Genomic DNA, 11,374 nt, shown 5'->3' with positions numbered 1-11,374 from the left:
GGTGCGCGCGTCGGCGCCGCGCAGCCGGGCGGACACGGCGCGCACGTGCCGCATCCGCGCGGCGGGCACGCACAGCACGACAGAGCCGGCCCGGTTCACCCGCCAGCCGAAGTCGACGTCCTCGCGCAGCAAGGGAATCTCGGGATCGAACCCGCCGAGCCGCTCCCACAGCTCCCGGCGGACGAGCATGCCGGCCGAGGGCATGGCGAGCACCTCGGTGCTCTGCTCGTAGCCGTGTCGCCGGTCCAGCCGGCTCCAGTCCAGTTCGGACGGTCCGATGCCGGTCTGCCGATGGCCGGACGCGTCGGCGGACAGGCCGGCCTCCACAACGAGGCGCGGGTCGTCCCAGTCGAGCGCGAGCGGACCCAGCACGCCGGCCGACGGCGAGGCGTCGGCCGCGGACAGCAGGGTCGCGAGACAGCCCGGCTCGGGCGCGCAGTCGTCGTGCAGCACCCAGATCCAGGTGCCGGGATCGCCCCAGCGCTCGACCGCGGTCGCCACCGCCTGGTGCACGGCGGCGGCGAACCCGGTACGGCGGTCGAGGGTGAGGACACCGTCCAGCAGGCCGTCCTCGACGGCCTCGGTCAGCAGCGCGGGCGTCTCGTCGAGCGAGCCGGTGTCGACGGCCAGCACGTGCCTCGGCCGCGGCGCGGACGTGCGCAGCGCGGCGAGGGCCGCCGGCAGCCAAGTCGCCCCGTCATGGCACACGAGTACGGCGAGCACCGGTGCCGTGCGCAGCGCCGGAGCGCTACCGCGAGAGCCGTACCGAGGCATGGCCACAACATGCCATGGCCGCCGCGCACCCGACGCCGCGCGCGCCCACACCTAGTTCGGATCGTGAGAAAGTTGCGACCAGGTCACACGACGCGCTTCTTGAGCTTGCGCCGCTCACGCTCCGACAGTCCGCCCCAGATCCCGAACCGTTCGTCGTGCGCCAGCGCGTACTCCAGGCACTCCGAGCGCACCTCACACCCCTGACAGATGCGCTTGGCCTCCCGGGTCGATCCACCCTTCTCGGGGAAGAACGCCTCCGGATCCGTTTGCGCGCAAAGGGCGCGCTCCTGCCACTCCTGCTCCTCCGCGTCGTCGAACAGATCGGCGAGCATGCCGAGCTCCTCGTTCGGCTGCTCCCCCCACCCCACGACACGGCTCCCATCGGTTAGTCCCGTTAGTCCCTGCATCTGCATGCCGGTCCGCCTCCTCGCCTTTCGCGCTCCCCGGGTTGGCGGACACCACTCGCCATCTGAACCGGCGAATGACATCGATGTGATTACACCCGTGTAGTCGCGGCGCGTCAAGCCGAGTACCCGGCCGGGTGATGCCCTATGGGACCAACCGAAACCGGTCCACCACGTGGCGGGACAACAGGAAAACTACCTACCCACCCGGGCGAGTGTTACGAGACTGGCAGACTCGGGGTGTGCAGCGATCAGCGGTCCGCCCCTCGCCCGTGTTCCTCGCCATACTCGCGGTCGCCGTCGCGGGCGGCATCGTCATCGCCTTCGGCGCCGACGATCCGTTCGACCCGTCCGATCCCGGCGGCATCGTCATCGCCGGCACGTTCTTCCTCGTGCTCGCGGGGTGGGGGGTGTCGCTGTGCCTGCACGAGTTCGGCCACGCGATCGTCGCGTACAAGGGCGGCGACCGGGAGGTGTACTTCAAGGGCTACCTGAACCTCGACCCGCGCAAGTACACCGATCCGGTGTTCAGCCTGGTGCTGCCGCTGCTCATCCTCGTGATCGGCGGGATCCCGCTGCCCGGCGGGGCGGTGTGGATCAACCACCACGCGCTGCGCAACAAGCGGGTCGAGTCGATGGTGTCGCTCGCCGGGCCCTTCTCCAACCTGGCGCTCGGCGGGCTGCTGATCTTCGCCGTGTCGCTGTTCCAGCCGGAGATGCCGGGCGGCTTCCTCACCACGGCGATGGAGCCGGCGGCGGCACTCGCCGCCGCGCTGTCGGTGCTCGCGATGTTCCAGATCATGGCGTTCGTGCTGAACATCCTGCCGGTCCCCGGGCTGGACGGCTGGGGCGCGATCGAGCCGTACCTCTCGCCGGAGGCGCAGCGGTTCGGCGCGAAGGCACGGCCGTGGGCGCCGCTGGTCCTGTTCGCCTGTCTGATCGCGCTGCCCGGGGTCAGCCAGGTCTTCTTCGACATCTCCGGTGCGGTGTACGGAGCGGTCGGCGGGAACGAGAACCTCGCGGCCGCCGGCTTCGACGCCTTCCTCTTCTGGCGCTGATCCCTTGGCGCTGTTCCCTCTGGCACTGACGTCTTCTGGCGGCTGACGAGACTGTCAGGGCCGCGTGCGAGGATCGCGGCGTGAAGGTTGTGGTCGTGGTCGGCGGGGTCGGCGGGGCGCGGTTCCTGCAAGGCGTGAAGCACGCGCTCGGGCTGCCGGAGGCGCCGGCGCACCAGGTCACCGCGCTGGTGAACACCGGCGACGACGTGTGGCTGCACGGCCTGCGGATCTGCCCGGACCTGGACACGTGCATGTACACCCTCGGCGACGGCATCGACGTCGAGCGGGGCTGGGGGCGCACCGGCGAGAGCTGGACGGTGCGCGACGAGCTCGCCGCGTACGACGCCGGTTCGGAGTGGTTCGGGCTGGGCGACAAGGACATCGCGACCCATCTGGTGCGCACCCGGATGCTGCGCGCCGGCTACCCGCTCTCGGCGGTGACCGAGGCGCTGTGCGCGCGCTGGCGGCCGGGCGTGACGCTGCTGCCGATGTCCGACGACCGGGTCGAGACCCACGTCGTCGTCGACGACCCGGACTCGGGACGGCGCGGGGCGATCCACTTCCAGGAGTGGTGGATCCGCCACCGCGCCGCGCTGCCGGCGCACTCGATCGTGCCGATCGGCGCCGAGGAGGCGACACCGGCGCCGGGCGTGCTCGACGCGATCGCCGCCGCGGACGTCGTGCTGCTGGCGCCGTCGAACCCCGTGGTGAGCGTCGGGACCGTGCTGGCGGTGCCCGGCCTGCGGACCGCGCTGGTGAAGGCGGAGGCGCCGATCGTGGGCGTCTCGCCGATCGTGAACGACCGGCCGGTGCGCGGGATGGCCGACGCCTGCCTGGCCGCGATCGGGGTCGAGACGACGGCCGAGGCGGTGGGCCGCCACTACGGCTCGCGGCGCGAGTCGGGCGAGGGGCTGCTGGACGGCTGGCTGGTGCACACCGGCGACCCGGCCGTGGTGCCGGACGTCGACGTGCGTGCCGTGCCGCTGCTTATGTCCGATGTGGACGCCACGGCGGAGATGGTGCGGGCGGCGTTCTCGCTGGCCGGGGTGTCCGTTGACTGACCACGCCGCATCCCGCCTGGAGATCGTCCCGGTCGAGGGGCTGCCGGAGTTCCGCCCTGGCGACGACCTGACCGGCGCGATCGCGGACGCGGCGCGTTGGTTGCGTTCCGGGGACGTCGTGGTTGTCACCAGCAAGGTTGTGTCCAAAGTAGAGGGACGGCTGGTGCGGGTGCCGGCCGACCCGGAGGAGCGCGACCGGATCCGCCGCCGGCTGGTGTTCGAGGAGTCGGTGCGGATCCTGGCCCGCCGCGAGCGGACGCTGATCACGGAGAACCACCTGGGGATCGTGCAGGCGGCCTCCGGGGTCGATGCGTCCAATGTGGCCGGTGACGAGCTGGCGCTGCTGCCGGCGGACCCGGACGCGTCGGCGCTGGCGCTGCGCAACGGGCTGGCCGACCGGCTCGGCGTCGAGGTCGCGGTGGTCGTCACGGACACGATGGGCCGGGCGTGGCGGGTCGGCCAGACGGACGTGGCGATCGGTTCGTCGGGCCTGCGCGTGCTGCACGGCTACCGCGGCGAGGTCGACGGGCAGGGCAACGAGCTCGCGGTCACCGAGATCGCGGTGGCGGACGAGGTCGCCGGGGCGGCGGACCTGGTGAAGGGCAAGCTGGGCGCGGTGCCGGTGGCGGTCGTGCGGGGCCTGCCGGTGGGCGACGCGACCTCGCGGGCGCGCGACCTGGTGCGGCCGGTGGACGAGGACCTGTTCCGGATGGGCACGGCGGAGGCGGTGGCGTTGGGCCGGCGCTCGTCGGCCCTGCTGGCGCCGGTGCGGTCGTTCGACGACACCCCGGTGGAGGTCTCCTCGCCGCGGTGGGCGGCGGGCGCGGCGCTGGCCTCCTTCCCGGACGTTCGCTTCGTGCACCTGGCGGACCAGGTGCGGCGCAAGCAGCTGCTGGACGAGCTCGCGGCCGACGACCTGCTGTACGCGGCCCCGGAGATCGTGCTGGCGTTCGCGGCCGGCGGCGACCACGCGGCCGGCGGCGCGGCGGTGCACGCGCTGCGGGTGGCGCTGGCGGCCGAGGGGCTGGGCTCCTGCGTGGTGCCGGTGGCGGACCGCGTCGGCCGGCTGCTCTCCCTGCCGGAGACGTGGTCCCCGCTGGGCGCGGTCGCCCTGGGCCACGCCGACCTCTCGGCGCTGCCGCACACCGACCCCGACGACAGGTTCCTGCAGCGATGACCCTCCATGCCGACGCGGTGTCCCTCCTCTCCGAGTGGCGCCCGACGATGCCCGGTCAGCGGTCGCTGCGCGAGGCGTTCCTGGGTTTCCTCGCGGCGCGGCCGGACGCGTGCACGCGGTCGTGCGAGCCGGGCCACCTGACCGCGTCGGCGCTGGTACTGTCCGCCGACGGCTCGCAGGTGTTGCTGACGTTGCACCCGAGGGTGGGCGCGTGGCTGCAGCTGGGCGGCCACTGCGAGCCGTCGGACTCCACGCTGGCCGGGGCGGCGCTGCGCGAGGCGACGGAGGAGTCGGGCATGCCGGGTCTGACGATCGACCCGACCCCGGTCCACGTCGACGTCCACCCGATCACCTGCTCGCTCGGCGTGCCGACCCGCCACTTCGACGTGCGCTTCCTGGTCCAAGCGCCGCCGGGCGCCGAACCGGTGCGCAGCGACGAGTCGCTGGACCTGCGGTGGTGGCCCGTGGACGCGCTCCCCGACCCGGACGGCGAGAGCGGCCTCGCGGAGATGCTCGCGGCGGCGGGCCTGGCTCACGCGCTCTGACGTTCCGCCCGCCGCCGGACGAGCTCCTCGACGGCGCTCGGCAGGGTCGTCTCGAAGTCGATCAGCTTCGCCCACGTCGGGGTCACGACGATCCGCACCATGCCGTCGTAGAGCGAGCGGATCTCGGCCTCCCACTCGATCCGCTGCTCGGGCGTCATCTGGTAGCTGCCGTTCATCTGGACGTACTCCTCCGGGATGCCGTCGACGACGTCCAGCTCGGCCAGCCCGCGGATGAGCAGGATCTTGGGCGGGTGCACCTCGGTGTCGATCGTCAGGGCCACGGCCGGGTTGTGGCGCAGCGACGGGAGCTTCGGGGCGTTCTTCGTCGTGCACATGACGATCTGCGTGCCGTTCCAGGTGAACGCGATCGGGACGTTGCGCGGCGTGCCGTCCTTGGCGACGTAGGCCAGCCTGGTCACGTCGCGGGCCAGGAGCTCCTGGCTGAACGGGCGGTTCAGGACCTCGGTGATCTCGTGCTGCTGCACGGTTCCTCCTCCGTGGCGCGGCCCTCGTGGCCGCTCGTGCCCCTGGGACGGAGCCGTCGCCACGTTCTCGACATCCGGCGCGACATCTTCCGCCGAAGTTGGTCGGCAGCGGCTGAGTCACATGTCCCGGTACTCGCGAGGCGCGAAGCGCGGGCCGAAGCGGGGTCGCGACACCCCGCCTGCCTCCAGCAGGCGCACGACCCGGTGCCGGTGCGGGGCGTAGGGCGCGAGCAGCTCGAGCATGCCCGCGTCGTCGATCTTGCGGCCCAGCAGGGCGTACCCGACGATGCTCGGGATGTGGAAGTCGCCCACGCTGATGGCGTCCGCGTCGCCCCAGGACCGTTGGGCCACCTCCGCCGCGGTCCAGAAGCCGATGCCCGGCACGGTTCGCAGCAGGTCGCGGCCCGGCTTGCCCCGCAGCGAAGCCGCCCGCTCCAACCGGTGCGCCGCGTGCGCAGCCGCGACCAGCGCCCGCCGCCGCGCGCCGTCCACGCCCGCCTTGTGCCACTCCCAGTCGGCGATCGACAGGATCGCCCGCGGCGTCGGCGGCACGCGCATCCCGTCCGGCGCCGGACCGGGCGCCGGCTCGCCGAACCGCCGGCACAGGTCCCGCCACGAGCGGCGCGCCTCGTAGCCGGTCACCTTCTGCTCGAGGATCGACGGCACCAGCAGGTCCCACACCCGCCCCGTCGACCCCAGCCGCAGTACCGGCATCCGCTTGCGCAGCTCGGCGACCAGCGGGTGGTGCGCGGTGAAGTCCGAGTCGTCGTCGAGCGCGCCGAGCAGCGCCGGCACGCCGTCCAGCAGCGGCCCCGCACCCGGCCCCCACGCCGACGCCCGCACCTCGCCGCCCGGCCGGCGCAGGGCGAGCGTCCCCGGCCCGTCCGGCGTGTTCGCGGCCAGCCACGTGACGCCGTCCTCGGTGCGCCGGAACGCGGGATCCGCGTGCCCACGCCGCAGCGGCGCGAGCACCCCGGCGACGTCCACGGGGAAGTCGGGCGCGAATGTGCGCTCCGAGGAGTGGACTCCGGTCACGGGACACGACCGTACCCGGATATCGTCAGCGGATGAGCTCGACCGACCTGCATGTCGTGGTGCCCGCCGGCGGCAGCGGAACGCGGCTGTGGCCGCTCTCCCGCGCCGCGAACCCCAAGTTCCTGCACGCGCTCACCGGCACCGACCGCTCGCTGCTGCAGGCGACGTTCGACCGGCTCGCGCCGCTGTCCACCGCCGAGCGCCTGCTGGTGGTCACCGGCACCGCGCACGCCACGTCGGTCATCCGCCAGCTGCCCGAGCTGCCCGAGCGCAACATCCTCGTCGAGCCGTTCGCCCGCGACTCGTGCGCCGCGATCGCGCTCGCCGCCGCCGTGATCGAGCAGCGCAGCCCCGGCGCGGTGATGGCGTCCTTCGCCGCGGACCACCTGATCACGAACACCCCCGCGTTCACGCAGACCGTCCGGCAGGCGGTCGAGGGCGCCGCGGCCGGGCGCCTGATGACGATCGGCATCACCCCCACCCGGCCGGAGACCGGCTACGGCTACCTGCGGCTCGGCGAGCCCGCCCAGCCCGGCACCGTGCAGAACGTGCTGGAGTTCAAGGAGAAGCCGACGGCCGAGGTGGCGGAGGAGTACGTCGCGGCCGGCTACCTGTGGAACGCCAGCATGTTCCTGTGGCGCACGGACGTGTTCCTCGCCGAGCTGGCCGCTCGCCGCCCGGACGTGCACGACCCGATCCGGACGATCGCGCGGGCGTGGGACGGCGACGACCAGGAGAGCGTGCTCGCCGAGGCGTGGCCGACGATCCCGAAGGTGGCCGTCGAATACGCGGTGATGGAGCCGGCGGCGACGGAGGGCAAGGTCGCCACCGTGCCGGGTGACTTCGGCTGGAACGACATCGGGGACTTCGAGACGCTCGGTGAGCTGCTCGGCCGGGATGTCGAAGGAGCGCGGGTCGTCGACGTCACGCCCGAGTCGCCGCCGGTCCTGGTCGTCGACGGCGACGGGGTCATCGCGGTGCCGACGTCGTCGCGGGTCATCGCGACGCTCGGGGTGACCGACCTGATCGTGGTCGACACGGCGGACGCGGTGCTGGTCTGCCGGCGGGACCGGGCGCAGGACATCAAGAAGCTGACCGAGCTACTGCGGGAGCGTGGGCACGCGGCACATGTGTGAGTTGATCGTTTTCCGTTCTCCGCTGACGCGGCGGGCGGAAAGGAATACGCTGGGACACGACATCCATACGGCGTGCAAGGAGTGGTCGACGCATGGACCCGCTTGACCGGGCTGACGCCGTGCTGGCGAGGGCTCGGGCGCGAGGCGCCTTCGTGGTGACGCCCGAGAGTGCCGTCTCACCGATGGACGCCGCGAACACGCTGCAGATTCCGCGCGTGGTCGTCAGCTCGAACGACGAGCAGGATCCGCACTCGACGGTGGTGGTCCCGCGCCCATCGGTGACGGGCGAGCCGCCGGAGGAGCGGATCCCGGCGATCGCCCAGGAGGCGCTGACTGACGTGGTCGGCGCGCCGCCCGGCATCCGTTCGCGGCAGCGCCGCATCGAGGACGCCCGGGCCCGCGCGGCGGCCCGCCAACAGCAACCGTTCGGGGATCCGGACCTCTCGCATGAGCCCGAGCCCATGCCGGCGGTTCCGAAGCACTCCAGGCACGCGACGTCCGTCGAGCCGCGCCCGGAGGACGTGAACGACCTGTTCCTGGCGACGGAGCAACCGCCCACGGACACCGGCAGCCTGTCCCAACGCCTGGACGGCTGAACGCGACGAGCGCGGCCTCCGGCCCCCGAAATCCAGCCTAGCGCCGAGGTCTGACGAAACCGTGGCGAGTGGCTGAGGGCTGTATCAGGACTTGCGGGTCTCCAGCTTCAGGCGCAGCGCCAGGCCGGCGCGCACCGCCCAGCGGACCGGTGCCCAGCGCCACCCGCGGTGGCGGTCGGCGATGTACCGGTACGCGCTGGCGTGGTGCGCGGCGAGCATGGCGTCCGAGGAGCGGGCCGTGGAGTGGCCCTGGATGTGCACGACCTCCGCCGACGGCACGTAGACGTTCTGCCAGCCGGCCCGGCCCAACCGCTCCCCGAGGTCCACGTCCTCGAAGTACATGAAGTACCGGGGATCGAAGCCGGACACGGAGTCGAAGGCGGTCCGGCGCACCAGCAGGCACGAGCCCGACAGCCACCCCGCCGGACGCTCGGCCACCGACGTGTCCGACTGCTTGTACGCACGCGTCCACGGATTTCCCCGCCACACCCGGCCGACGACCGCGTGCCCGATGCCCCGCCCGAGCGAGGGCACCAGCCGCGCCGACGGGTACACCGCGCCGGACGGCTCCTTGATCAACGGGCCGAAGGAACCGCCCCGGGGCCAACGGGCAGCCGCCTCGAGCAGCGTGTCCAGCGCACCGTCGCCCCATTCGAGGTCCGGGTTCGCGACCACGATCCAGCCGACGGAGGAGTCCAGCGCGGCCACCCCGCGGTTGGCCGCCGTGCCGTAGCCGAGGTTGCCGCCGGTCCGCAGCAGCGTCACGCCGTCCCGCTCGGCCGCCGCCCGCTCCGGCGCGCCGTCGGTGGAGCCGTTGTCCGCCAGGACGACCCGCACCGGGCGCGACGTGGCCTTCGCCATCGTGTCCAGGCACCGGTCGAGCGTCTCGCCCGGCGAGTAGGTCACGATGACAACGGCCAGCTCAGAGCCATATTCCGGAGACACGGGCACCTATTCTGCCCGTCAGCGCCCGTGCCGGTGTATCCGGTGCGCCCGCTCGTACGCGGCCCGGTGGCCCTCGGCGCTCGTCAGCCACGAGAACTCCTTCGCCCGCCGCTGGGCCGCCGCGGCCAGTCCCGCCCGCAGTCCGGTGTCGTCGAGCAGCTCGACCAGCGCCGCGGCGATGTCGCCCGCCCCGACCCCGCAGTAGGCCACCGCGTCGCCGCCGACCTCGGGCAGCGCCAGCCGGCGGGTGGTCAACACGCACGCCCCGCACGCCATCGCCTCCAACACGGGCAGGCCGAAGCCCTCGCCCAGCGACGGGTAGGCGACCAGCTCGGACCCGCCGAGGAACCCGGCGAGGTGCTCGAAGGGCAGGTAGCCGGCACGCAGGACCCGCAGCCGGTGCGGCACGGCGTCCAGCGCGCGCTCCACCTGGCGGTCCCACCCGGGCTGGCCGGCGAGCACGAGCGCCGGCGGATCCTCGCGGTCCCGGCACGCCGCCGCGAAACCGCGGATCAGCGCCGGCACGTTCTTGCGCGGCTCCAGCGCACCGAGGAACGCCACGTACCGCTCGCCCGGCCGCAGACCAACCAGCGACCGCGCCGCCGCGACCTCCTCGGCAGCCGGCAGGTGGAACCGCTCGCTGTCCACGCCGTGCTGAATGATCTCCAGCCGCCTCGGGTCGGCCTTCGCCACCCGGGCGAGCTCGGCGGCGGTCGCGACCGAGGGCACCACGCACAGCGACGCGCGGGCGAGCGCCGTGCGGGTCCACGCCCGGAAGAACCGCGCCTTGATCGAGTGGTGCAGCAGCGCGTCGGTGAAGAACGTCGCGTCGTGCAGCGTGACCACCGACGCGGCCGGGTTCGCGAGCGCGGTCGTGTAGTGCGGCGAGTGCAGCACGTCCACGCCGAGCCGGCGCACCAGCCGCGGCAGCGTCGTCTGCTCCCAGGTCAGCCGCGCGGTGCGGGTGGCGTTGGACTCCGAGGTCGGCACGATCCGCGAGCGCGGCGCGAGCCGGCCGTAGAGGCCCACATCGCGCGGCTGGCACACAACGGTGACCGGCGCGCCGTCGGAGTCCAGCGCGAACACGAGCGAGTCGACGTACCGCCCCACACCCCCGCGATCCGCCGGCACGGCGGTCGCGTCGATCAGCACGCGCGGTTCGGACACGTGTGCAGACTACGACTGTAAGCCGCAGGGCCTGGCACGACCGGGTGAAAAACTACCGCGCGCTCGCCATGTCGAAGAACCGCGTGTGCAGGCGCCACAGCTCGGCCGCGGCGTGCTCCCAGGTGAACGCCGCCGCGCGCAGCTTCCCCTGCGTCACCCGCCGCTGCGTGCCCGGACCGTCGTCGAGCACCGCGCGCAGCGTCGCGGCCAGCGTCTTCGCGTCGTCGCGGGGCACCGCCACGCCCGCGTCGCCGGCCACCTCGACCAGCGCCGGCACGTCGGTGTGCACCACCGGCGTGCCCACCGCGAGCGCCTCGAGCACCGGCAGCCCGAAACCCTCCGCCCGGCTCGGCACGGCCAGCACCGCGGCCTGGCGCAGCACGACCGACAGGTCGGTGTCGCTGATCCGGCCCAGCACCCGCAGCCGCCCGGGCGCCAGGCCGTACTCGGCGGCGAGCGCGGTCAGGTCGACCTCGCCCCAGCCGCGCGGGCCCACGACGACCAGCGGCAGGTCCGGCGCGTACGGCTTGGCCATCGCCGCGATCAGCACGTCGAGACCCTTGCGCGGCTCGACGGTGCCGACCGCGAGCACGTAGGCGTCGGGCAGGTCCAGGCCGACGGTGGTGGCGTGCACCTGCGCCGACTGGACCTCCCCGCGGAACGCCTCGGGCACGCCGTGCGGGACGACCACCACCGTGGCCGGGCCGGGCGCGTGCTCGGCGAGCTCCTCGGCGACCGCGACGGTCGGCACGACGATCGCGTTCGCCCGGACCGCGGCCCGCCTGATCATCGCCTGGTGCCAGGCCGCGCCGCGCTTGGTCAGCGTCTCCGGGTGCGTGAAGGGCACCGTGTCGTGCACGGTCACCACCAGGCAGCGCCCGTGTCTGGGAGCCGGCGGCGCGAGCGGGGTCGGCGCGTGCACCGCGTCGCCGCCCGGCCACAGGTGTACGCCCCGCTCCCACAGCGCGGTGAGCGCGCGGCGGGGCAGCGG

General features: G+C 73.5%; 13 protein-coding genes. 6 read left to right on the top strand and 7 right to left on the bottom strand.

The features are described 5' to 3' along the window. Both ACRDSK_RS26710 and ACRDSK_RS26705 read right to left on the bottom strand, forming a co-directional pair. Window positions 1–774, bottom strand: a 774-nt coding sequence (locus tag ACRDSK_RS26710; RefSeq protein ID WP_431444056.1) for a glycosyltransferase family 2 protein, incomplete at its 3' end; no start/stop codon positions are given. Between the two features lie 83 nt (window positions 775–857). Then, window positions 858–1,106: a WhiB family transcriptional regulator gene (locus tag ACRDSK_RS26705; protein ID WP_431444058.1), complete on the bottom strand. Its 249-nt coding sequence runs from the start codon at window positions 1,104–1,106 to the stop codon at window positions 858–860. Window positions 1,107–1,420: 314 nt separating this feature from the next. Here ACRDSK_RS26705 and ACRDSK_RS26700 point away from each other — a divergent pair, with 314 nt between their 5' ends. From ACRDSK_RS26700 to ACRDSK_RS26685, 4 genes are all read left to right on the top strand, one after another. Then, window positions 1,421–2,236, top strand: coding sequence for a site-2 protease family protein (locus ACRDSK_RS26700; RefSeq protein ID WP_431444055.1), 816 nt, complete (start codon window positions 1,421–1,423; stop codon window positions 2,234–2,236). Between the two features lie 80 nt (window positions 2,237–2,316). After that, window positions 2,317–3,297, top strand: a complete 981-nt coding sequence (cofD, locus tag ACRDSK_RS26695; RefSeq protein WP_431444054.1) for a 2-phospho-L-lactate transferase — start codon at window positions 2,317–2,319, stop codon at window positions 3,295–3,297. Then, a complete protein-coding gene (locus ACRDSK_RS26690; RefSeq protein ID WP_431444053.1) occupies window positions 3,290–4,474 on the top strand; it encodes a coenzyme F420-0:L-glutamate ligase in 1,185 nt (394 codons plus the stop codon). The genes cofD and ACRDSK_RS26690 overlap by 8 nt, the downstream gene beginning before the upstream one ends. Further along, complete coding sequence (locus ACRDSK_RS26685) at window positions 4,471–5,019, top strand: NUDIX hydrolase (protein ID WP_431444052.1); 549 nt, start codon at window positions 4,471–4,473, stop codon at window positions 5,017–5,019. The genes ACRDSK_RS26690 and ACRDSK_RS26685 overlap by 4 nt, the downstream gene beginning before the upstream one ends. Here ACRDSK_RS26685 and ACRDSK_RS26680 read toward each other — a convergent pair. Both ACRDSK_RS26680 and ACRDSK_RS26675 read right to left on the bottom strand, forming a co-directional pair. Next, entirely contained in the window at window positions 5,007–5,504 is a 498-nt protein-coding gene (locus ACRDSK_RS26680; RefSeq protein ID WP_431444050.1) for a pyridoxamine 5'-phosphate oxidase family protein, read from the bottom strand. The genes ACRDSK_RS26685 and ACRDSK_RS26680 overlap by 13 nt on opposite strands. Window positions 5,505–5,621: 117 nt before the next feature. Then, complete coding sequence (locus tag ACRDSK_RS26675; protein ID WP_431444049.1) at window positions 5,622–6,539, bottom strand: DNA-3-methyladenine glycosylase family protein; 918 nt, start codon at window positions 6,537–6,539, stop codon at window positions 5,622–5,624. Window positions 6,540–6,571: 32 nt separating this feature from the next. Between ACRDSK_RS26675 and ACRDSK_RS26670 the strand changes: the two genes are divergently transcribed. Both ACRDSK_RS26670 and ACRDSK_RS26665 read left to right on the top strand, forming a co-directional pair. Then, entirely contained in the window at window positions 6,572–7,675 is a 1,104-nt protein-coding gene (locus tag ACRDSK_RS26670; RefSeq protein ID WP_431444048.1) for a mannose-1-phosphate guanylyltransferase, read from the top strand. Between the two features lie 92 nt (window positions 7,676–7,767). After that, the gene (locus tag ACRDSK_RS26665; RefSeq protein WP_431444046.1) at window positions 7,768–8,271 is read left to right on the top strand and encodes a hypothetical protein; all 504 of its coding nucleotides are present in this window, start codon (window positions 7,768–7,770) and stop codon (window positions 8,269–8,271) included. Between the two features lie 84 nt (window positions 8,272–8,355). Here the strand turns inward: ACRDSK_RS26665 and ACRDSK_RS26660 are convergent, their stop codons facing one another. The 3 genes from ACRDSK_RS26660 to ACRDSK_RS26650 all read right to left on the bottom strand — a co-directional run. After that, window positions 8,356–9,216: a glycosyltransferase family 2 protein gene (locus tag ACRDSK_RS26660; protein WP_431444045.1), complete on the bottom strand. Its 861-nt coding sequence runs from the start codon at window positions 9,214–9,216 to the stop codon at window positions 8,356–8,358. A gap of 18 nt (window positions 9,217–9,234) precedes the next feature. Further along, on the bottom strand, window positions 9,235–10,368 hold the full coding sequence (locus ACRDSK_RS26655) for a glycosyltransferase family 4 protein (protein ID WP_431444057.1): 1,134 nt from the start codon (window positions 10,366–10,368) through the stop codon (window positions 9,235–9,237). A gap of 67 nt (window positions 10,369–10,435) precedes the next feature. Then, window positions 10,436–11,374: glycosyltransferase family 4 protein (locus ACRDSK_RS26650; protein WP_431444044.1), on the bottom strand; the 939-nt coding region annotated here is incomplete at its 5' end.

Source organism: Actinophytocola sp. (assembly GCF_050699915.1).
In the GTDB taxonomy this organism is placed as follows: Bacteria; Actinomycetota; Actinomycetes; order Mycobacteriales; family Pseudonocardiaceae; genus Actinophytocola.
The sequence above is the reverse complement of the archived record's forward strand: the minus strand, read 5'-3'. Positions and strand labels throughout refer to the sequence as shown.